The 22,782-nt window shown below is 70.7% G+C and carries 10 protein-coding genes; 2 read left to right on the top strand and 8 right to left on the bottom strand.

Annotation, left to right across the window (positions count from 1 at the left end):
* Nucleotides 1-86: 86 nt before the first annotated feature.
* The 4 genes from ACZ6SF_RS03090 to ACZ6SF_RS03075 form a co-directional block, all read right to left on the bottom strand.
* Complete coding sequence (locus tag ACZ6SF_RS03090; RefSeq protein ID WP_466060272.1) at nucleotides 87-1,076, bottom strand: ATP-binding cassette domain-containing protein; 990 nt, start codon at nucleotides 1,074-1,076, stop codon at nucleotides 87-89.
* On the bottom strand, nucleotides 1,073-14,641 hold the full coding sequence (locus ACZ6SF_RS03085; RefSeq protein WP_466060270.1) for a non-ribosomal peptide synthetase: 13,569 nt from the start codon (nucleotides 14,639-14,641) through the stop codon (nucleotides 1,073-1,075). The genes ACZ6SF_RS03090 and ACZ6SF_RS03085 overlap by 4 nt, the downstream gene beginning before the upstream one ends.
* A gap of 377 nt (nucleotides 14,642-15,018) precedes the next feature.
* Nucleotides 15,019-16,581: an apolipoprotein N-acyltransferase gene (lnt, locus tag ACZ6SF_RS03080; RefSeq protein ID WP_466061319.1), complete on the bottom strand. Its 1,563-nt coding sequence runs from the start codon at nucleotides 16,579-16,581 to the stop codon at nucleotides 15,019-15,021.
* A 190-nt stretch (nucleotides 16,582-16,771) separates the two neighbouring features.
* Nucleotides 16,772-18,370 carry an amidohydrolase gene (locus tag ACZ6SF_RS03075; protein ID WP_466060268.1) on the bottom strand — a complete coding sequence of 533 codons (1,599 nt, stop codon included), beginning with the start codon at nucleotides 18,368-18,370 and terminating at the stop codon, nucleotides 16,772-16,774.
* Between the two features lie 108 nt (nucleotides 18,371-18,478).
* Here ACZ6SF_RS03075 and ACZ6SF_RS03070 point away from each other — a divergent pair, with 108 nt between their 5' ends.
* Complete coding sequence (locus tag ACZ6SF_RS03070) at nucleotides 18,479-18,868, top strand: PPOX class F420-dependent oxidoreductase (RefSeq protein WP_466060266.1); 390 nt, start codon at nucleotides 18,479-18,481, stop codon at nucleotides 18,866-18,868.
* A gap of 13 nt (nucleotides 18,869-18,881) precedes the next feature.
* Here ACZ6SF_RS03070 and ACZ6SF_RS03065 read toward each other — a convergent pair whose 3' ends face one another.
* A complete protein-coding gene (locus ACZ6SF_RS03065) occupies nucleotides 18,882-19,622 on the bottom strand; it encodes a VOC family protein (protein ID WP_466060264.1) in 741 nt (246 codons plus the stop codon).
* 88 nt (nucleotides 19,623-19,710) lie between these two features.
* Here ACZ6SF_RS03065 and ACZ6SF_RS03060 point away from each other — a divergent pair, with 88 nt between their 5' ends.
* On the top strand, nucleotides 19,711-20,271 hold the full coding sequence (locus ACZ6SF_RS03060) for a PadR family transcriptional regulator (RefSeq protein WP_466060262.1): 561 nt from the start codon (nucleotides 19,711-19,713) through the stop codon (nucleotides 20,269-20,271).
* Nucleotides 20,272-20,277: 6 nt separating this feature from the next.
* Here ACZ6SF_RS03060 and ACZ6SF_RS03055 read toward each other — a convergent pair whose 3' ends face one another.
* From ACZ6SF_RS03055 to ACZ6SF_RS03045, 3 genes are all read right to left on the bottom strand, one after another.
* On the bottom strand, nucleotides 20,278-20,793 hold the full coding sequence (locus tag ACZ6SF_RS03055) for an FxsA family protein (protein WP_466060260.1): 516 nt from the start codon (nucleotides 20,791-20,793) through the stop codon (nucleotides 20,278-20,280).
* Between the two features lie 78 nt (nucleotides 20,794-20,871).
* Complete coding sequence (locus ACZ6SF_RS03050) at nucleotides 20,872-21,531, bottom strand: response regulator (RefSeq protein WP_466060259.1); 660 nt, start codon at nucleotides 21,529-21,531, stop codon at nucleotides 20,872-20,874.
* Nucleotides 21,532-21,558: 27 nt separating this feature from the next.
* The gene (locus ACZ6SF_RS03045; RefSeq protein ID WP_466060257.1) at nucleotides 21,559-22,728 is read right to left on the bottom strand and encodes a sensor histidine kinase; all 1,170 of its coding nucleotides are present in this window, start codon (nucleotides 22,726-22,728) and stop codon (nucleotides 21,559-21,561) included.
* Nucleotides 22,729-22,782 lie beyond the last annotated feature (54 nt).

Below are 22,782 nucleotides of genomic sequence, written 5' to 3'. Positions count from 1 at the left end.
ATGCGAGGCCGGTGTGGTGCCCACTTCCGTCGCTCCCTCGCCCCCGGCTTCGGCGTCCACTTGATCGACCGCGGCTTCTGCGGTGCTCACGACATGATCTCCTCAGGTGCCTCGTGGGTTTCCGGCTCGGTGTCCGGCACCGCCGGAGCGCCGGTGATGGACAGGAATACGTCGTCGAGGCTGGGGCGGTGGACCCGCGCGTCGACGACGTGGACCTCGGCGTCGTCGAGCCTGCGCAGCGCCTCCACCATGGTGCGGGAGCCGTCGCCGACCACCACCGACACCTCGTCGACGCTCGCCTCGTGCGCGGGCTCACCGATACCGATCTCACCCAGGACCCGCAGCGCGACCGCCGGATCGTGGCCCGGGGTCAGGACGACGGTGAGGCGATCGCCGCCGATCGAGGACTTCAGCTCGTCGGCGGAGCCGCGGGCGATCACCCGGCCCTTGTCGATCACCGTGATCTTGTCGGCCAGCCGGTCGGCCTCCTCCAGGTATTGCGTGGTGAGCAGTACCGTGGTGCCGTCGCGGACGAGTTCGGCGATCACCCGCCACATATCGTTGCGGGCCCGCGGATCCAGCCCGGTGGTCGGTTCGTCGAGGACCACCACCGGCGGGCGGGCCACCAGCGCCCCGGCCAGATCCAGTCGACGGGTCATACCGCCGGAATAGGTTCCGGCACGGCGGTCGGCCGCCTCCTCGAGCCCGAAATCTCGCAGCAGTTCCCGGGCCCGCGCCGCCGAACTCTCCCGCGACATCCCGTAGAGCCGGGAAACCATCCGCAGATTCTCGTAACCGGTGAGATTCGCGTCCACCGCGGCGTATTGCCCGGAGACGCCGATGAGGCGGCGCGCCCCGGCCGGATCGTGTAGCACGTCGACTCCGGCCACCTGCACCGAACCGGCGTTGGGCTTCAGCAGTGTGGTGACGATTCGGACGGCCGTCGTCTTCCCCGCGCCGTTGGGGCCGAGCAGGCCCATCACGGTACCGGCGGGGACTTCGAGATCGACCTCGTCCAGCACCCGGGTCCGGCCGTAGATCTTCACCAGACCGGTGATCTGCACCGCGGGGTTCACTGAGCGTTCTCCTTCGTGTCGATACCGGGCTGTGACCGCGCGAGCGCGGACTCGTCCGCGGCGCGCAGATGTTCGGTGAGGACGGGGCCGATCACGGCCAGCGATTCGGCGGTCGTCATCTCCGCGTGGGTGCACGCCAGTTCGTGGGCCCGCACCTCGCCGGTGACGAACTCCCGCCAGGCCCCCGGCCGGCGGTCGGGCGCGGCGAGATTGACCGGGTCGGCGCCGGCCGCGAAGAACAGCAGATCGCCGTCGTACACACCCGGGCGGAACCCGTTGGCCTGGACCGTACCGTCGGCGTAGCCGGTGTACAGGCGTTCCAGGTGTTCCAGGGTGAGCGCCTGGAACGGTCCGGGACGGGAACGCAGGAGTTCGGCGGCTTCGGCCAGGGTCGGTTCCGGGCCGTCGACCGCGAGTTCGCCGCCGAATTCGCCGAGGATCTCACCGATCCCCGGCATCGCGTCGGCGGCGAGAGCGTCGGAGAGCCGGTAGCTGTCCAGCATGCTCAGCAGCGCGACCCGCTCACCCGCGGCCTGCAACCGGACGGCGATCTCGTGCGCGATCAGACCGCCGAGCGACCAGCCGAGCAGATGGTAGGGCCCGTGCGGCTGCACCTCACGGATCCGGGCCACATAGTGCTCGGCGGCCTCGGTGATCGAGCCGTATCCGGGACCTCCGGTCGCGTGCGGCGCCTGCAGTCCGTAGACCGGGCGGTCGGCGGGTAGTTCGGCGAGGAGCCCGGCGTAACACCAGGACAACCCGATCGCGGGGTGGACGCAGAACAGTGGCGGCCGGCTCGACCCGGTGGCCGGGCGCAGCGGCAGCAGCGGGGCCAGGGCGAGATCCATCGCGTCGGCGGCGGTTCCGTCGCCGAGTCGCGTGGCGAGCGCGGCGGGGGTGGATTCGGAGAACAGCAGCTGCATCGGCAGGTCGAGCCCGGCCTCCCGGGCCCGGGCGACGACCTTCGTCGCGAGCAGCGAGTTACCGCCCAGATCGAAGAATCCGTCGGCGGCGCCGACACGCTCCACTTCGAGTACGGCCGCGAAGATCTCGCACAGCGCGGTCTCCAGCGGGCCCTCCGGTGCGCGATACCCCGCGGCCCCGCCGAAGACCGGCTCGGGCAGGGCGGTGCGATCGAGTTTGCCCACCGGGGTCAGCGGCAGCCGGTCGATGATCATGATCGACTGCGGCACCATGTAATTGGGCACCAGTCCGGACAAGTGTTCGGTCAGTTCGCCCGCCGTGGTCGCGGATCCGGGTTTCACATACGACACCAGTGCGGTGGCGCCCGCCGCGGTCCGGTGCCCGACGGTGAGCGAGAACTCCACCGCCGGATGCCGGCCGAGCGCGGCGTCGATCTCGCCCAGTTCGATCCGGAAACCACGGATCTTCACCTGGTGGTCGGTGCGGCCGACGTATTCGATCTCGCCCGGCCCACCGTCGGCCCCGGTGCCGATCCGCACGAGATCACCGGTCCGGTACATCCGCTCGCCCGGTTTCCCGTACGGGTTGGCCACGAACCGCTGCGCCGTGAGCCCCGGCCGGTCGTGATATCCGCGCGCCAGCGCGCCACCGGCCAGGAACAGCTCGCCGGTGACCCCGAGCGGCGCGGGCCGCAGCCGGGAATCGAGCACCATGGCGGCGACGCCGCGGATCGGTTCGCCGATGGGGATCGGGCCGCCCGGAGTCAGCGGCGGGGACATGACCGTGACGATGGTGGTCTCGGTGGGACCGTAGACATTGTGCAGATCGCGCCCCGGCGCCCAGCGGGCCACGACCTCGGCCGGCAGTGCTTCACCGCCCACCAGCACATGCTGGAAATCGGTGATGCCCTCCGGGTCGACGGTGGCCAGGGCCGCTGTGGTGATGAACGCGTGGGTGATCCGCTCGGCGGTCAGCACCCGCGCCAGCTCGGCGCCGCCGACCACTCCGGGCGGGGTCAGGACCAGGGTGCCCGCGCCGCCCAGCGCGAACAGCAGATCCAGCATCGCGGCGTCGAAACTCGGTGTCGCGAAATGCAGGACCCGGCTGCCCGGGCGGACATCGAACCGGTGGGCGGTCTCCGCCGCGAAATTGGACAGGCCCCGGTGGGTGACCACCACGCCCTTCGGGGTTCCGGTGGAGCCGGAGGTGTAGACCACATACGCGGGGTTGTCCATCCGCAGCGGCGCGGTCCGCTCGGAATCGGCGATCGGCGCGCTCGACGCGCCCAGGACCTGCTCACGGACCTGCGGATCGTCGAGCGCCAGCCAGCGGCAGTCGCCCGGGAGCCGGTCACGGTACTCGGCAAGGGTGAGCCCCAGCGCCGCACCGGAATCGGCGAGCATATGGGTGATCCGTGCCGCGGGGTAGCCGGGATCCACCGGGACGAAGGCCGCACCGGTCTTGGTGACCGCCAGCACCGTCGCCACCGATTCGATCGTCCGCGGAATACCCAGGGCCACCAGGGTTTCCGGGCCGACCCCGTGCGCGGTGAGGACCCGGGCCAGCCGGTTGCTCCAACGGTCGAGCGCGTCGTAGGTGACCTCGACTCCGGCCGCGGCCAGCGCGACGGCATGCCGATCGACGGCGGCCGCGGCGGCGAAGACCTCCGGAAGGGTGACCGGAGTGTCCGGGTCGGCGCGGCGCAGCGGCGCCAGCGCCGACCATTCGGCCGGTTCGAGCAGTTCCAGATCCCCGACCGGCACCGTCGGATCGGCGGCGATCGCGCCCAGCAGCCGGATCAGCCGTCGTCCCAGCCGCACCGCGGTCGCTTCGTCGAAGAGATCGTCGGCGTAGTTCACCGACAGCGCGATACCGTCCGGCGTCCGGTCGCCGGTATGGCATTCGGTGAGGGTGAACTGCAGATCGAATTTCGCGATTCCCGGATCGATTTCCAGTGCCTCGATACTCAGGCCCGGCAGCTCCAGCGCCCGCACCGGTTCGTCGTGCACCGAGAGCATGATCTGGAACAGCGGATGGTGGGACCGGGAACGCGCCGGGTTCAGAACTTCCACCAGACGCTCGAACGGCAGCTCGGCATGGCCGAACGCGTCGAGATCGGTGCCGCGCACGGTTTCGAGCAGATCGGTGAACCGATCGCCGGACCCGACCGGGGTCCGCAGCACCAGCGTGTTGACGAACATGCCGATCATCCGGTCCAGTTCGGGCCGGCCGCGGCCCGCGACCGCGGTCCCGACGGCGATATCACCGGACCCGGTGACCCGGTGCAGCAGTACCGCCAGGGCGGCGTGCAACACCATGAACAGGCTGACATTGTGCCGTCCGGCGAGCTCTTTCAGCTCCCGGTGGACACCGGCGTCGAGCCGTTCCCGCACCGTACCGCCGCGATACGACGGCACCGGCGGCCGCGGCCGGTCGGCGGGCACCGCGAGCAGTTCGGGCAATCCGTCGAGGGTGTCGCGCCAGTAGTCGAGCTGACCGCGGATCGAGGACGCGGGATCGTTCTCGTCCCCGAGCATTTCCCGCTGCCACAGGGTGTAGTCGATGTACTGCAGTTCGTCCCCGTCGGCCGCCGGTTCGGCGCCGAGCCGGACGGCGCGATAGGCGCCCGCGATTTCGGCGGCCAGCGGTCCCAGCGACCAGCCGTCCATCGCGATGTGGTGGACGACCAGCACCAGGACGTACTCATTGGGCGCGACGGCGAACAACGCCGCGCGCAGCGGTATCTCGGTGGCCAGATCGAAGCCGGGAGCCACGAAGCGCGCGATAGCGGCGTGCAGATCGCCGTCGGCGGCCGCGGGACTGTGCACGGTCACCGCCGCCTCGGCGGCCGGGATCACCCGCTGGACCGGATCGCCCTCGACCTCCGGGAACACCGTGCGCAATGTCTCGTGCCGTTCCTGCACCCGGTGCAGCGCGGCGGTCAGCGCGGCGTGGTGGAGCGGGCCCCGCAACCGCAGCACCATCGGCACGTTGTACGCCCCGGCGGCACTGTCGGCGGCGGCCGCTGTTCCGGGACCACCGAAGCGTTCCAGGAACCACAGCCGCTGCTGGGCCGGGGAGAGCGGAATCCGCTCCGGCCGTTCCCGCCGCACCAGCGCGGGTCCGGTCGCCCCGTCGGATTCGGCGTCCAGCAGCGCCGCGAGTTCGGCGACCGTCGGCGCGGAGAACACCGTGCGGACCGCGATCCGGGCGCCGGTGGCGGCGGCCAGCCGGCCCACCAGCTGGGTGGCCAGCAGCGAGTTACCGCCGATATCGAAGAAACTCTCGTTCACATCGGCCACCGCGGTCCCGGCCAGTTCCCCCATCACCGACGCGACCAGGCGCTCGGTGGCCGTTTCCGGCGCGCGACCGGTCGCGGCGGCCGGCAGCGCCCGGGGTTCGGGCAGCGCGGCGATATCGAGTTTGCCGACCGGGGTGAGCGGAATCTCGTCGAGCAGCGTGAACGCCGACGGCACCATATGCCGGGGCAGCCGCTGCGCCAGATGGTCGCGCAGTTGCTCGGCTTCGGGGCGGTTGCCCGGGTCGGCGGGGTGGACGTAGGCCACCAGCCGGTCGGTACCGCCGACCGCCCGCACCTCGGTATGGGCGAAGTGGACGGCCGGATGGGAGGTGAGCGCGGCGGTGATCTCGCCGAGTTCGATCCGGAAACCCCGGACCTTGACCTGGCTGTCGCTGCGGCCGAGATAGCGCAGATCGCCGTCGGCGGTCCACCGGACCACATCGCCGGTGCGGTACAGGCGAGCGCCGGTCGGGCCGTAGGGGTCGGCCACGAACCGCGACGCGGTGAGCCCGAACCGCTCGTGGTATCCGCGTGCCAGACCCGGCCCACCCAGGTACAGCTCACCGGGCACACCCGTCGGCACCGGCCGCAGTCGTTCGTCGAGTACCAGGGCGCGGGTGCCGCGGATCAGGCTGCCCAGGGTGGCGGGCCGGTCGACGGCCACCGGGGTCACCGAGACCACCACCGTGGTTTCGGTGGGCCCGTAGGCGTTGAACATCCGGCGGCCGGGCGCCCAGCGGGCCACCAGTTCCGGGCCGAGATGTTCACCGCCGACCATCAGCGCCTTCAGGCGCGGCAGCGGCCACCGGGACCGGTCGATGGTGGCCAGCGCCGCCGGGGTGATGAAGGTGTGGGTGACCTCGGCCCGGGTCATGAGTTCGGCCAGTTCCTCGCCGCCGTAGACCTCGGGCGGGACGATCACCATCGCGGCGCCGGCGCCGATGGCCAGCAGCAGGTCCAGGATCGCGGCGTCGAAACTCGGTGAGGAGAAGTGCAGGGTCCGCGCGGCGGGATGCACCGCGAGCCGGTCGCGGAACTCGTCGGCGAGATCGGCGAGCGCGCCGTGGGTGGCGGTGACACCCTTGGGGGTGCCGGTGGAGCCGGAGGTGTAGATCAGGTAGGCGGGGTCACCGATCCGCAGCGGGCGCACCCGGTCGCGGTCGGTGACGGGATCGGGCGCCGATCCCGCGATCTCGCGGTGCCCGGCCGGTGCGTCGAGCAGCAACCACTCGATATCCACGCCGCCGGCGGCCCGCAGTTTGTCGGCGTGACCGGTCAGGGTCACCCCGAAGGCGCACCCGGAATCGGCGAGCATATGTGTCACCCGCTCCGGCGGGTAGTTCGGATCCACCGGGACGAACGCCGCACCGGATTTGGCGATTCCGAGCATGGTGGTCACCGAATCGGCGGACCGGGTGAGGCCCAGCGCGACCTTGTCCCCGGTGCCCAGCCCGCGCCGGATCAGGGCGCGCGCCAGCCGGTTGGCCCGGCGATCCAGCTCGGCGTAGGTGAGGACGGTGTCGTCGGCGTGCAGTGCGGGCCGGTGGCCGTGGGCCAGCACGGCCGACCCGAAGAGCGCGGCGAGCGTACGCGGGATACCGGGAGCGGGCCCGCGGGCCGGGCACAGGGTCGCGCGTTCGGAATCGGTGCGGGTGTCGATATCGCCCACCGGGATGGCGGGGTCGGCGGCGATCGCCGCGAGCACCCGCAGGAACCGGTCGGCCAGCGTCGCCACGGTGGCGTCGTCGAACAGTTCGTCGGCGTAGACGAATTCCAGTTCGCCGCCGGCGAGTTCACCGGCCCGCAGTTCCAGATCGAATTTGGCGCGGGCGATATCCAGCGGCGCGGCCGCGACGGTGAGTCCCGGCAGTTCCAGCGGCGGGACCTCGGTATCGGTCACCGTGAGCGCCACCTGGAACAGCGGGTGGCGACCGGTGGCGCGCGGATCACTACCGAGTGCGCCCACGACCTGTTCGAACGGAACATCGGCATGGGCCAGCGCGCCGAGTTCGGTATCGCGGTCGGCCAGCAGCAATTCGGCGAACGGCAGGGCGGGATCGACATCCGAACGCAGGACCAGGGTGTTGACGAACATCCCCACCAGATCCGCGAGTCGCCGGTCGGTACGCCCGGCGACCGGGGTGCCGAGGGCGATATCGCGGCCGCCGGTCACCGAACGCAGCAGAACGGCCAGCGCGGAGCGCATCACCATGAAGGCGCTCACCCCGTGGCTGTGGGTCAGCGCGGTCAGCGCCTGCCGCACCGGTTCGGGAACGGTGCGCCGGACGGTGGCCGCGGTCTGCCGCGGTTCGGCGGGACGCGGCCGGTCGTAGGGCAGCGGCAGTTCTTCGGGCAACCCGGCCAGCCGGTCCCGCCAGTAGCCGAGCTGGCGGGCCGCGAGACTGCCGGGATCGGTATCGGCGCCGAGATGTTCGCGCTGCCAGAGACCGAAATCGGCGTACTGGACCTCGAGCGGGGTCCAGGCCGGTTCGCTCCCGGCGGACCGCGCCTGGTACGCGACCGCCAGATCCCGGGTGAGCGGCGCCAGCGACCAGCCGTCCGCGGCGATATGGTGTATCACCACGCCGAGCCGGTACCGGTCCGGCCCGGTCCGCAGCAGAACCGCGCGCAACGGTCCGCCGGAGGTGAGATCGAAACCGGTGGTGGCGCATTCGTCGAGGAGCGTCTCCGCCTCCTCCGGGGAGGCGTCGCGCAGTTCCACGGCGGGCAGCGCCCAGGGCGCGGGCAGGATCCGCTGCTGCGCTCCGGCCCCGTCGTCGGGGTAGACGGTGCGCAGCACCTCATGCCGTTCGACCAGATCGCCCAGTGCCGCCCGCAGAGCGGGCACATCCAGCGCGCCCTCCATATCGAGCACGAACGCGATGTTGTACGCGCTGGATTCGGGGGCGAACCGGTTCAGGAACCACAGCCGCTGCTGCGGCAGCGACAGCGGCAGCCGGGCCGGGCGCGGGTCGCGGGCCGTCAGCGGTACCCGGACGGTGACCGGTGTCCGGATCAGCTGCTCGGCGAGGGCGGCCACGGTCGGCGCCTCGAACACGGTGCGGACCGGCAGGTCGACGCCGAACTGTTCGTACAGTTCACCGACGAGCCGGGTGGCCAGCAGCGAATTACCGCCCAGATCGAAGAACCCGTCCTCGGCGCCCGGAACCTCGCGCCCCAGGATCTGGCCGAAGATCTCGGCGACCCGCCGTTCGGCATCGGTCTCGGGCGGCCGGGACGCGGCGGCCGTGGCGCGGAAATCGGGTTCGGGCAGGGCTTTGCGGTCGAGTTTTCCGGACGGTGCGGTCGGGAATTCCGGCAACCGGGTGACGGCATCGGGCACCATGTACCCCGGCAGCCGGCCACGGACGGTGGCCCGCACCGCGGCCGGGTCGATCTCGGTGTCCGCGACGAGATAGGCGGCCAGACGCTGGTGTCCCCGGGCGTCGGTGTGCACCACGGTCAGCGCGGAACGCACCCCGGGGTGGGCGCGCAGCACATGGTCGATCTCGGCGAGTTCGATCCGGAAGCCGCGCAGTTTCACCTGGTCGTCGGCGCGGCCCAGGAACCGGAGCCGACCGGCCCGGTCGGTCACCACCAGATCCCCGGTCCGGTACATCCGTTCGCCGCGGCGGCCGTACGGGTTGGCCGTGAACCGGGCCGCGGTCAGGCCGTGGCGGCCGTGGTACCCGCGGGCCAGGCCCGGTCCCGAGAGGTAGAGCTCGCCGGGCGTACCGGGCGGTACCGGGCGCAGCCGGGAGTCGAGGACGAACAGCCGCATCCCGCGGACCGGATGACCGAGCGGTACCGGACGTCCGGCGCGCATCGGCCCCGACATGGTGGCGGCCACCGTCGCCTCGGACGGCCCGTACATATTGTGCATACGGAACCGGTCCGCCCAGGTGGCCACGAGGTCGGGACCACAGGCCTCGCCGCCGACCAGCACCGTCTGCAGCCGGTCCAGACCGGCCGGATCGACGGTGGCCAGCGCGGCCGGGGTGACGAAGGCGTGGGTCACCCGTTCGGTCCGCAGCAGCTGGGCGAGTTCCTTGCCGCCGTAGATATCGGGGGGCGCGATCACCAGGGTCGCGCCGCAGGCGAAGCCGAGCAGCAGTTCCAGCACCGAGGCGTCGAAGCTCGGTGAGGAGAAATGCAGGGTCCGCGAGGCGGGGGTGACACCGAACAGGTAGCACTGTTCGGCGGCGAACGAGGCCAGCCCGGCATGGGTGACGACCACGGCTTTCGGCGTTCCGGTGGATCCGGATGTGTAGATCAGGTACGCCGGGTGGGTGGTGCGCAGCGGCGTGAGACGGTCGGCGTCGGTGATCGGGGCGCCGGATTCGGCGGCGCACGCCGATTCGAATTCCAGCGACCCCGGCACCAGCCAGGTCTCGACGGCCTGTTCGGGCAGCGCCGCCAGCTGATCGGGGCCCGTGATCCCCAGACGCGCACCGGAATCGGTGAGCATATGCGCGATCCGGTCGCGGGGGTAGCCGGGATCGACCGGTACATAGGCCGCACCGGTTTTCGCGACCGCCCAGATCGCCGTGACGGCGTCCAGCCCGCGCGGCAGCGCCACCGCGACCACCGCTTCGGGCCCGGCGCCCCGCGCGATGAGCAGCCGGGCCAGCCGGTTGGCCCGCTCGTCGAGTTCCCGGTAGCCGGTATCGCGACCGCGCCAGCGCACCGCGATACCGTCGGGATCGCGGACCGCGGACCGGTGCAGCATTTCCGGCAGCGATACCGGCGGCTCGGCGGGTCCACCCGCCAGTGGGACCAGGTTCCCGTGTTCGCGCCGGTCCAGGACATCGATATCGCCGACCGGGCGCCGCGGCGCCCCCACCACCGCCTCGAGCACCGCGACGAACCGGCGCGCGACGGCCGCTACCGTACGTTCGTCGAAGACATCGGTGGCATAACCGAATTCGGCGCGCAGATCGTCACCGGAATTGTCGTCGTGCACCTCCAGCTGGAGGTCGAACTTGGCGATATCGGCATCCAGCGGCAGGATCTCGGTGCGCACACCGGGCAGGTCCAGATCGAGTTCTCCGACGTTGTCGTAGGACAGCATCACCTGGAACAGCGGGTGGCGGGCGCCGGAGCGTTCCGGATTCACCACGTCCACCAGCCGCTCGAACGGCACATCGGCGTTGGCGAACGCGTTGAGATCGGTTTCCCGGACGATATCGAGCATCCGGTCGAAATCGGCGGCGGGATCGACCTCGGTGCGCAGGACCAGGGTGTTGACGAACATCCCGACGAGTTCGTCCAGCGCGGGATCGGTGCGGCCCGCGATAGGGGTGCCGATGACGATATCGGTGCTGCCGCAGATCCGGGACAGCAGTGTCGCCAGAGCCGCGTGCACCACCATGAACATGCTCGCCCCGCGAGCGGCCGCCAGTTCCGCGGCGGCACGGCGGGTTCCGGCCGGGATGGTGAACGCGACCCGGCCGCCCTCGGTGGAGCGGCGCGCGGGACGCGGGCGATCCAGCGGGAGGTCCAGTTGATCGGGCAGGCCGGCCAGTTCGGCCCGCCAGTGGGCCACCTGCCGGCTCAGCGCGCTGGCCGGATCGGATTCCTCACCGAGCAATTCGCGCTGCCACAGGGCGAAGTCGGCGTACTGCACCGGCAGCGGAGTCCACTCCGGCGCCCGGCCCGCGGCCCGCGCCGTGACCGCGCCGGTGAGATCGCGGGCCAGTGGGGCGACGGACCAGCCGTCACCGCAGATATGGTGCAGGACCAGCACCAGGACATGGCAGTCGGTATCGGTGGCGTAGAGCGCGACCCGGAACGGGAATTCGGTGCGCAGATCGAAGGGCCGTGACACGAACTCGGCGGTCCGCCGGGAGATCTCGGCAGCGGCCACGGTGACCGCCTCCAGCGGCAGCGGCACCTCGTCGAGCGGATGGATGCGCTGCTGCGGGCCCGCGCCGAGGTCCGGGAAGGTGGTGCGCAGGCTCTCGTGCCGGCCCAGCACATCGCGCAGACCGGCGCGCAGCGCGTCGATATCGAGGTGGCCGTCGACTTGAACGGCCAGGGGCATGTTGTAGGCCGCGGCGTGTTCGGCGAAGCGGTTCAGGATCCACAACCGCTGCTGGGCCGGGGACAGCGGGATCCGGTCCGGGCGGTCCATCGGAACCAGTTGCGGCGAGGCCAGATCCGGCTCGCTCACGGTGAACCGTTCGGTCAGCGTGGCGATGGTGCCGGCCTCGAACAGGTCGCGGATGGTCAGCGCGGTACCGAGCGCGTTGTTGATCCGTGCCACCGCGCGGGCGGCGACCAGTGAGTTCCCGCCGAGTTCGAAGAAACCGTCCTCGATGCCCACCTCGTCCACGCCGAGCAGTTCGGCGAAGATCGCGGCCAGGCCCGCTTCCACTTCGGTACGGGGCGCGACGCGGGTCCGCGTGCCGGTGACGACCGGCGCCGGGAGCGCGGCCCGGTCGATCTTGCCGTTGCTGTTGAGCGGCAGTTCGCCGAGGGCGGTCACCGTATCCGGGATCATGTACGCGGGCAGCGCCCGGGCCAGGTCCGATCGCAGCGAATCGGTATCCGGTACCTCGTCACCGCGGGGCACCACGTACGCGGCGAGCCGGTCACCGGCCGTGGTGCGCTGCGCGACGCATACCGCGCGGGCGATCCGCGGATCGGCCAGCAACGCCGATTCGATCTCGCCGAGTTCGATCCGCAGCCCCCGGATCTTCACCTGGAAATCGGTGCGCCCCAGGTAGTCCAGGACACCTGCCGCGGCATCCGCCGCGGCGGGACGCCAGCGGGCCAGATCGCCGGTCCGGTACATCCGCTCACCCGGGGTGAACGGATCGGCCACGAACCGGTCCGCGGTGAGCGTGGCCTGCCCGAGATAGCCCCGGGCCAATTGCACGCCGCTCAGATACAGCTCGCCGACCGCGCCCGGCGGTACGGGGCGCAGTCCGGCGTCGAGGACGTAGGTGCGGGTGTTCCACACCGGGGAGCCGATCGGCACACTGTCCGGATCGGCCGGGCAGGGCCAGTAGGTGACGTCCACCGCGGCCTCGGTGGGCCCGTACAGGTTGTGCAGCCGGGGTCCCGGCAGGGCGGTGTGGAAATCTCGCACGGTCGCGGGCGGCAGCGCCTCACCGCTGCAGAAGACCCGGCGAAGTGAGCCGCATCCGCCCACCTCGGTCTCGGTGACGAATACCGAGAGCATGGAGGGAACGAAATGCGCTGTGGTGACCTCCTTTTCCCGGATCAGGGCGGCGAGGTACGCGGGGTCGCGGTGACCGTCCGGGCGCGCCACCACCAGCCGGGCGCCGATCTGCAGCGGCCAGAAGAACTCCCAGACCGAGACGTCGAAGGTGGCGGGCGTCTTCTGCAGCACGGCATCGCTGGAATCGAGGCCGTATTCGTGCTGCATCCAGCGCAACCGGTTCACGATCGCCCGGTGGGTGACGCCGACCCCCTTGGGCGTACCGGTCGACCCGGAGGTGAACAGCAGATACGCCAGATGGTCGGGGCGCAGCGGGGTGATCCGGTCGGCATCGGTCACCGGGGCCGGATCCAGGTCGGAGAGGTCGGCGGTATCGACCGCCAGGACGGCGATATCCCCCGGGAGTTCGAGCCCGTCGCGCTCGGCCACGAGCAGCGCGACCGGCCGGGCGCGGTCCACGATCCCCGCCAGCCGTTGCGCCGGATGCTCCGGGTCCAGCGGCAGATAGGCGGCGCCGGTTTTGACGACCGCGTACATGGCGGTCACCAGCTCGAGGCCGCGGCGCAGGCACAGCGCCACCACCTGTTCGGGGCCCGCGCCCTCGGCGATGAGCAGCCGGGCCAGCCGGTTGGCCCGTTCGTCGAGTTCCCGGTAGGTCAGCGCCGCACCCTCGAACTCCACCGCCACCGCGTCGGGGCAGCGATGCGCGCGATCGGCGAAAATACTCGCCAGCGTGCCGGGTTCGACCTCGGCCGCGGTGTCGTTCCAGGTGTCGAGCACCTGCCGGCGTTCACCGTCGGTGAGGACGGGAATCGCGCCGACGCGGGTGTCGTCGGCGGCGCTCAGGAAACGCTCCAGGAATCCGAGGTACCGCCGGTGATGCGCGTCGATCTCGTCTTCGCTGTACAGCTGTGGGTTCGCCTCGAAATCGAGGTGCATCGGCCCGCCGTCGGCGTTGTAGAGGTTGACCGACAGGTCCTCGACCGGCCCGGTGGCCAGGACGTGGACGGTGACGTCGAGATCGGCGAACCGCAGCGGTTTGCTGAACAGCATGATGTTGATCATCGGGCCGAAGAAGCCGCGGGTATCGCGGTCGTAGCCGCAGTCACGGCGGATATCGTCGTGCCGGTACCGCTGGTGCCGCAGGGCGCCGGTGACCTGCTTCTCCACCGCGCGCACCACGTCGGACACCGTTGTGGCCGCGTCGAACCGGATCCGCAGGGGCACCACATTCGACACCACACCCGCGGACCGTCGCAGCCCGACCGTGGTCCGGGCGGAAACCGGCAGGCTCAGCACCACATCGTTCTCACCGGTCATCGCCCGCACATAGCAGGCCATGGCGGCGGCGAACAGCACCGGATTCGACGCGTTCCGGGCGGCCGCGGCGGCCTCCACCGCGGTTTCGGTGGCCGGGGCGAGTGTCGAGGTGGCCAGCCGGCGCCCGGGATCGGAGACGGCGGCGGCCGGGTTGGCGACCGTGGACAGGCTCACCACGTCGCCGGCACCGTCGAGCAGTGCGCGCCAGTGCTCACCGTCGGTCGTGAAACGCTGGGAGTTCCGGTATTCGATCTCGCCGCTGTAGAGCTCGGCCAGCGGCGTGGCGCGCGATACCGACGGTTCCCGGCCTTCGATGTAGGCGGTATAGATCTCGGCGGTCCGGACCAGCGCGTTCATCGCCGCGTAGCCGTCGATGACGATATGGTGCGCCCGCGAATACCAGATGTAGTCACGGTCGCCGGTGCGCAGCACGGCATTGAAGACGAGCGGGTCGTGATCGATATCGGTCGGGGTCCGGACGTCGTCCTTCATCCAGCGCAGGGCCGCGGCGTGCGGGTCGGGTTCGGACCGCAGATCCACCCGCGCCCAACCGGGCCGGGCCGCCGGATCGATCACCTGGTGCGGCACCCCGTCGACCTGCACGATCCGCTGCAATCCCACCTGGGTTTCCACCCCGAAGCGTTCGATCGCGTAGAGCAGCAGCCCGGGATCCAGCTCACCGTGGAACTCCACGTATTCCGCAATAACCAGCGGGATATCCGGCTGGATCCGCTGGGCATACCACATCGCTGTCTGCGCCGGTGTGAGTGGAAAGGGATCGGCCGAAATCTCTGTGGACGAACTGCTATCGACCCCGGTGGCCGACGATCTCATCAATCACTCCGTTCTACAGCTAGACACTCCCCGAACAGCCCAAACCCGACCGATACCGGTCGTGGGTGTGATTCACGACTGGTTATTCGGAGCGTCACCTCGAATGGATTGCAGTCGAAACCGAATGGTTACCTGGAGCCGGTGCAGACTTCGGACCACGGTGTCCGATTCCGGCGCGATGTCCTGCGATGTAGCGGAATAGCGCTTCACTTCGAGCCCGGCAGCCCGGGCGCTCACTAGATCCTACGCACAAATAGCGAGAGTGTTTACCCTCCGTGAGCAAAAAGTAAACCGGTTACTTCGTCCCCGCGGAACGTTTGCCCGCAGGGGTACTCGGCACCGGCCGAGCGGCCGACGCGGACAGCGGAGTCCGGCGTTCAGTTCCGGACGGTTACCTCGACATCGCCGCCCGCGCGGCGGGCGTTACGCCGGCAAATCAGCGCGAACGCCACCGCACCGGCCGTCACCAGCACCGCGACCAGTTCGGGCCAGGGTCCGGCCGCCGTGGCAACCGTCGCGGAGGTCCGCAGCGGCACCTCGGCCACCAGCGCTTCCGGCACGAACAGTTCGCTGCGCTGCCGCACCGTTCCATCCGCCGCGATGATCGCGCTGACACCCGAGGTCGCCGCCACGACCAGCGACCTGCCGTGTTCCACGGCCCGCACCCGCGACATCGCGAGCTGCTGATAGGTCATTTCACTGTCACCGAAAGTCGCATTGTTCGTGGGCACCGTGAGTAATTGCGCGCCGGAGCGGAGTGAATCACGGAAAGCGCGGTCGAAAGCGACTTCGTAACAGGTTGCCACCCCGATTTCCGTACCCGAAGCCCGAATTGTTCCGTCACCGTGACCCGGAACGAAGTAACCCGCCCTGTCCGCATAGTCCGAAAAGAGCCGGAAGAATCCCCGCATCGGCAGATATTCACCGAAAGGTTGTACTATTTTTTTGTCGTGGCGTTCACCGGGTCCGCCGTCACCGGTCCAGACCATTACCGAATTGGTGGTCGTGCGATCGCCGTTGACCAGCACCGCACCCACCAGAATGGGTGCCGAGATACGCTGCGCCGCGCGGGTGATGAGGGCGGCGGCGTCCGGATTGCGCAACGGGTCGATATCGGAGGAGTTCTCGGGCCAGATGACGATATCCGGGGCGGGAAACCGACCGGAAGCCACTTCGTCGGCCAATTGTTCGGTCCGGCGTACGTGATTGTCGAGAACGGCCCGGCGCTGGGCATTGAAATCCAGCCCCAGCCGCGGCACGCTGCCCTGGATCGCCGCGACCGTGACGGTGCTGTCCCCGTCCAGCGGTCCGGGCAGCGTGGCACGCACCGCGAGACCGGCCAGCGGCAGCAGCACGCAGACGACCGCCGCGACGGCGACCGGCACCGCACGGCGCCGGGCCGGTACCGCGGACTCGGCGCCGGTGGACTCGGCGGCCGTGGACTCGGAGCCGCCGCGGCCGGCGAATCCGATCAGGCCGAGCACCACCGCGGCCCCGCAGGTACCGCTCAGCGCCACCGCGAAACTCACCAGCGGCGCCCCGCCCACCGAGGCCAGCGGCAGGAACCAGCCGTCCGCCTGACCGAACGCCAGCCGGCCCCAGGGAAACCCGCCGAACGGAAAACTGGATCGGCCCCATTCGGCGGCCGACCAGGCCAGCGCGACCCACAGCGGCCAGCCCGGCAGCCGCCCCACGATCCGGACGAGGACACCGAACAGTCCTATATATAGGGCGCACGCTGTGGAGAGCGCGATCCACGGCAGCGGGCCCACATAGATTCCGGTCCACGGCAGTAGCGGGAGAAAGAACCCGAGCCCGGCGAGGAAGCCGTACCCGAATCCGGAACGCCACCGGCCCTCGCCCCGCAGCACCAGGGTGAGCAGGGCGATCCCGGCCGGCGCGAGGAACCACCACGGCCGCGGCGGGAAACTTCCGAACATCAGCAGTCCGGACACCAGCGCGGCCACCGAACGCGTGATCACCGGATGGCGGCCGAGCAGGCGCACCCCGGGATGGCGGCGGATCCGCGCGGGCAGGCCGAGCGCTGAATTCTCGGTGCGGGTCGTCTCGGCCTGATTCACTGGGAGATCCTGTCGTCGCGTCCTGATCGGGACCGTGTGGCGGCCGGGTTCACGCGCCGTAGAGGGTGGCACCCCGGTGCACGGTGCGCAGGCAGCGCGGCAGTTCGGCGCCGGGGGTCAGCGGCGGCAGTCCGGGGACCCGGGAGCGCGGATCGGTCGACCAGCGCTGGACCGAATCGGCCGGTGCGCTGACCACCAGATCGGCGGCGTCCCATTCCGCGTAGGAGGCGGGCGCGCCGGGCGCGAGCGTACCGGCGACACCGTCGCGTACGCCCCCCGCTCGCCACGCGCCCCGGGTGGCGGCGGCGAAGGCCGCGCGCGGGGAGAGCCCGTGCCCCGCGGTGCGGTGGTGCACGGCCGCCCGGATCGCCGCCCACGGGTCCAGCGCGGTGACGGGCGCGTCCGAGCCGATGGCCAGCGAGACCCCGGCCGAGGCCATCGCCGAGTAGGGATTCGACGCGCTCGCGCGCTCCGCGCCGAGCCGTTCGGCGTACATCCCCTCCGTACCGCCCCATTCCCGGTCGAAGGCGGGCTGCACGCTGGCGATCACACCCCAGGTGGCCAGGGCCTCGATCTGCCCGGGGTCGAGTAGCTCCGCATGTTCCACCCGGTGCCCGCGGGCCGCGATCGCCGGGCCTCCGAGCTCGGCGGCGACCCGGCCGAACCCGGCGATCACCGCGTCCAGCGCCGCATCGCCGATGGCATGGAATCCCGCCTGGATACCGGCCTCGGTGCAGGCGCGGACGTGGGCAGCGATCGCGTCGGCGTCGAGGTAGCACACCCCGGTGCCGGCGTGGTCGGCGTAGGGTTCACGCAGCCAGGCGGTGTGCGAGCCCAGCGATCCGTCGACGAACAGATCGCCGCCCAGGGCGTGCGCGCCCAGTTCGGCCAGCAGCGCTTCGGCCTCCAAGGCACTGCCGACCGCTTGCCCCCAGTAGGCGCGAACCTGCACGCCGTGGTCGAAGACGAGCAGTTCCCGCAGGTCGGTCTCCCCTTCGATCTCCGGTCCGGCGCATTCGTGGACGACCGCCACACCGTGGGCGGCCGCGAGGTCCAGCGCGGTGCGGCGGGCCGCGTCGCGTTGCGCGCGGGTGAGCAGACCGCGGGCCGCGGCCCGCACCAGGTGGTGCGCCTGCGCGCGCACAGGTTCCCCGGCCGTGTACCCGGTCGCGGCGGTCACACCCGGTACCGCGTCGAGCAACGCGGTGGAGGCCACCGCCGAATGCGCGTCCACCCGGGCCAGATACACCACCCGCCCCGCACCGGCCGCGGTATCGATGTCCTCGGCCGTCGGCGGTCGCCGCTCCGGCCAGCGGGTTTCGTCCCAGCCGTCGGCCAGAATCGCGCCGTCGGGATGGTCCGCGGCGAACCGTGCCAGCAGCTCCAGGCAGTGCGGCAGCGACCGGGCCGCGGACAGATCCAGACCCCGCCGCTGCAGACCGTAGGCGGTGGTGTGCAGATGCGGTTCCACGAACGCCGGGGTCACGAACGCGCCGTCGAGATCGCGGACCTCGGCGTCCGGGTGCAGCGCCCGTCCCACGTGATCGGCGCCGAGCCAGACCACCACGCCGTCGGTGATCGCCATGGCGGTGGCGTCGGGCGCCGCCGCACTGTAGATCCGACCTCCGACCAGCAGCTGCGTACTCACGGGGATCCAGTCTGCCGCACCGCCGGCACGACCGTGCGTCCGGTGGGGGCGGTGCCGGCCCGCGCTCGCCGGATCGCCTCCCGCACGCCGGCGAATTACCCTGCCTGCATGACCAATGCTCCCGGTGCGGTCGGTACCGCCGACTACGTCCTGCTCACCACGTTCCGTAAGGACGGCACGCCCGTGGCCACCCCGCTGTGGGTGGTGGCCGAGGAAGGCAAGGTGTACGTGTGGACCGTCACCGACAGCTGGAAGGTGAAGCGCCTGCGGCGCAATCCCGAGGTGACCATGCAGCCCTGTGATTTCCGGGGAAACCCGCACGGCGAGGTCGTCCGCGGCACCGGACGGGTCCTCGACGATTCCGGTAGCGAGCACGTGCGGAAACTGATCCGGCGCAAGTACCGGCTGGCCGGGCCGCTGATCGTATGGGGCAGCACCCTGCGGCGCGGCAAATCCGGCACCGTGGGTATCGAACTCGTCCCGGCCGAGTCCGAATAACCGGCCGCCGGTCTCAGTTCTCCGGCGGACTCAGCCATTCGGCCAGTTCGTCGGCGGCGCCCAGTTCACCGGCGAGGGCGGCGCGTTCGTCCGCGGTCAGCGCCAGTGCGCGCAGATCCGCCCGGCGTTCGGCCGCTTTCTCCGGTTTCTCCAGCGCCACGGCCAATTCCGCCAGCGCCGCATGGGCCCGGGCCAGCTCCGATCGGCTCGCTTCGGCGCCGTAACGGTGCAGACCCGCTTCGATCGCGCGTTCCGCCGCCTGATGGTCGGTTTTGAAATCCCGCAGGATCCGAGCGTTGTCCAGGACCCGAGCCAGACCGGTGAGCTCCTCGGAGCCACCGTATTCGAGATCCTCCGGTTCCCCCTTCTCGATATAGGTCACCCAGTTCCCGTCCGGATCGATCAGGCTGAACCGGGTCTGCCCCGGGCGGAACCGGGTGATGCGACCGTAGCCCTTGGCCGGGATGGCGCCGAAGCGCTTCCGCAGCCCGAGGGTGAACGCCCGGTGCCGGGCGGCGATATCGTCCACCAGCACCAAACAGCCCGCCACCCCCTCCTTCATCTCCTCCCCCCGCGGATCGGTGAAGTTGAGATCACAACCGTGGGCTGTGACCGCACCGTAGACGTAGGGCTTGGTCTGCCGGTACGTGATCGCGTAACCCAGCGCCTCGTAGAAATCGAGTGTGACGTCCAGATCGCGCGCCGGCAGGACAGGGACCGCGATATCGCCCATGAGAACCCTCTCGATAATCAAATTTGACTACAGAACGGTAGGCAACACGAGGTAAAGAAGTCAAATTTGAGTACCGTACTGTTCCGGTGAGCGAGGACAAGGAGCGCGGATGTCGGCGGTACGGCTACTGGTGTTGGGGGTCGCGCGGCGGCAACAGCCGACACACGGCTACGCGGTGCGCCGCGAACTGCTCTCGTGGCGCGCCGATACCTGGACCAATGTGCAGCCGGGCTCGATCTATCACGCCATCAAACAGCTCACCCAGGAGGGCAAACTTCGCACCCTGGGCTCGGAGGACGGCAACCGCGGCCCGGGCCGCACCCTGTTCGAGCTGACCCCGGCGGGTGAGGCGGAATTCCGGGAGCGGATGGCCGCGGCGCTGACCAGCGTGGATATGGAAGAGCTCGGCGCCGGGATCGCCTTCATGGATGCGCTACCGCGCGCGGAGGTGGTGGCGAAACTGGAGGAACAGCGCGAGCACAGCCGGCGGATCCGCGACGAATTGCTCGGAATGGTCGGCGACTACCCGGGCCGCTACGAGGCCCCGCATGCCACCGATCTCCTCGAACTGTGGAGCGGGGTGTTCGACAATCTCACCGGCTGGACCAGCGGGGTGCTCACCCGCCTGCGCGGCGGCGAGTACCGGATGGCCGACGACCCGGCCCGCTGAACCGCCTCAGACCTGGGGCCCGGGGCGCGGCCCCGGATACGGTCCGGGCTCGAGCACGGTCGCGGATCTACGGGGCTCGTCGGTGTACCACTCGTCCACCACGACACCGTCGACGACGTCGGCGTCCACCACGGTGACGCCGCGATGCCGGGCGGCTGCGGTGATCGTGGCCACCCGCCGGGCGGCCAGCGCCGACACCACCGGACGCAGCAGCGCGCGGGTGGGCGGCAGCAGCATCAGCAGGCCCACCACCGAGGTGACCAGACCCGGCACGAACATGAGCCCGCTGCCGAGGCCCACCAGCGCACCGTCGGCCACCGCGGAGCCCGGCGCGACCTCACCGCGGGTGACCCCGCGGAACTGTTCGGCGACCCGCCGCCACTGGGACCCCAGCAGCAGCATGCCGGCGGCCGAACTGGCGATCAGCAGCAGAATCGCCGGCACCGCGCCGAGCCAGGCGACGGCGGCGGCGAAAACGGCGATCTCGACGACGAGGTAGACGAGGAAACCGAGGACGGGCATGGGCGAACCTTTCGGGTCGGACTACCCGTGTAACGAACGAGCGGCCGGTTTTGCTCCCGGAATGCCGCAATTCGGGCATCACCCGCCCGGACGGACCAGCCCGGTCTCGTAGGCGAGCACCACCGCCTGTACCCGGTCCCGCAGCCCGAGTTTGGTCAGCACCCGCCCGACATGCGTTTTCACCGTCGCCTCGGAGAGGAACAACTCCCCCGCGATCTCCGCGTTGGAGCGGCCCGCGGCGATCTGCCCGAGCACCTCGCGCTCCCGGACGGTGAGCACGTCCAGGACCGCCGGATCGCGCGACGGCGCCGGCTCCTCGACGATCAACCGGTCCAGCAGGCGTTTGGTGACCTTCGGGGAGACCACCGCGTCCCCCGCGGCCACGCTGCGGATGGCCGAGATCAGATCCTCGGGCGGGGTGTCCTTGAGCAGGAATCCGCTGGCACCCGCGCGCAGTGCGCCCAGAGCGTGTTCGTCGAGGTCGAAGGTGGTCATCACCAGGACCCGGGTGCCGTGTTCGGCCTCGATGATGCGCCCGGTGGCGGTGACCCCGTCCACCACCGGCATCCGGACATCCATGAGCACCACATCGGGGACGAGTTCCGCGGCCCGGGCGACCGCGGTGGCGCCGTTGTCGGCCTCACCGACGACTTCGATATCGGGGTGCGCGCCGAGCACCATCTTCAACCCCACACGCATGAGTTCCTGGTCGTCGACTACGAGCACGGTGATCGGCACGGGCTCCAATGTAGTGGCGGCGACGGGCTATTCCCGATCCGGTGGGGCCAGCGGTATCCGGGCGCGGACCCGCCAGGCGCCGTCGGTGGTGCGGCCGGCCTCCAGACTGCCGCCCAGCACCGCCATCCGTTCGCGCATCCCGGCCAGACCCAGCCCGCTGCCCTGGATCCGGTCTTCCGGGCGCACCGGCACACCGCCGGAATCGGTGACCTCGACCTCGATATCGTCGGTGCGCCGCCGTACCCGCACCCACGCTTTCGGATGCGCTCCGGCGTGCCGCAGCGTATTCGTCAGCGCCTCCTGCACGATCCGGTGCATACCCAGACTCACCTCGGGCGCCACCTCGTCGAGTTCTCCGGCCAGTTCCAGTTCCACGGCCAGGCCCGCGTCCCGCATGAGTTGCGTCACCCGCGCCAGCCCGGCGGTGCCGTGCTGGGGCACCTGGTCGGGGGCGTGCTCGGTGCGCAGCAGGGCCACGGTGCGGCGCAGTTCACGCAACGCCTCGCGTCCCGTACCGGCGATGGTGACCAGCGCCTGTTCCGTCGTATCCGGATCCGCGCGCAGGGCGTAGCGGGCGCCGTCGGCCTGGACGATCATCACGCTCACCGCGTGCGCGACCACATCGTGCAGTTCCCGCGCGATCCGGGTGCGCTCGGCCGAGACCGCGTCGTGGGCGCGGCGCTCCCGGTCGGATTCGGCGACCGCGAGCCGGGCCGCGACCTCCGCGTCGTAGGCGCGGCGGGCGCCGGAGAATTCGGCCAGCGCCCAGCAGAGCGCGAAGAACACGCTCACGAACGCGGTATCGCTCGCCTTGAACCCGCTGACCAGCGCCATACCGTAGACGGTGTCGGCGACCAGCGCCAGCGCGTACCAGAGACCCTCGCGGCGGCCGAGGTAGGCCACCAGCGTGTACAGCATGATTCCGTGCCCGAGCAGGGCGCCGTGCACGGTGGGATCGCCGACGATATGACCGATGGTGCTGGCGCAGAACGACAGCAGCATGAAGGTGACCGCCATCGCCCGCGGATAGACCCGCCGCAAGGCGATGGGCAGCGGGATCAGTACCGAGAAGACGAGGAACGCGGCGGTATTGGTGGCGTCCCGCGATACCGCGAGATCGAGGAGCAGCAGCAGTCCGGCCAGGACGGAATCCGCCACGACGGGTTTGTCTCGAAGCCACAGGCTGAACCGGCGCACCCGACCAGCCTAGGAGGCCCGCGTCCGCCGGCCGGCCCGCCGACCGCGGCGCGG

The organism is Nocardia sp. NPDC049935 (assembly GCF_055586645.1).
This window is presented reverse-complemented; position numbering and strand designations above follow the sequence as displayed.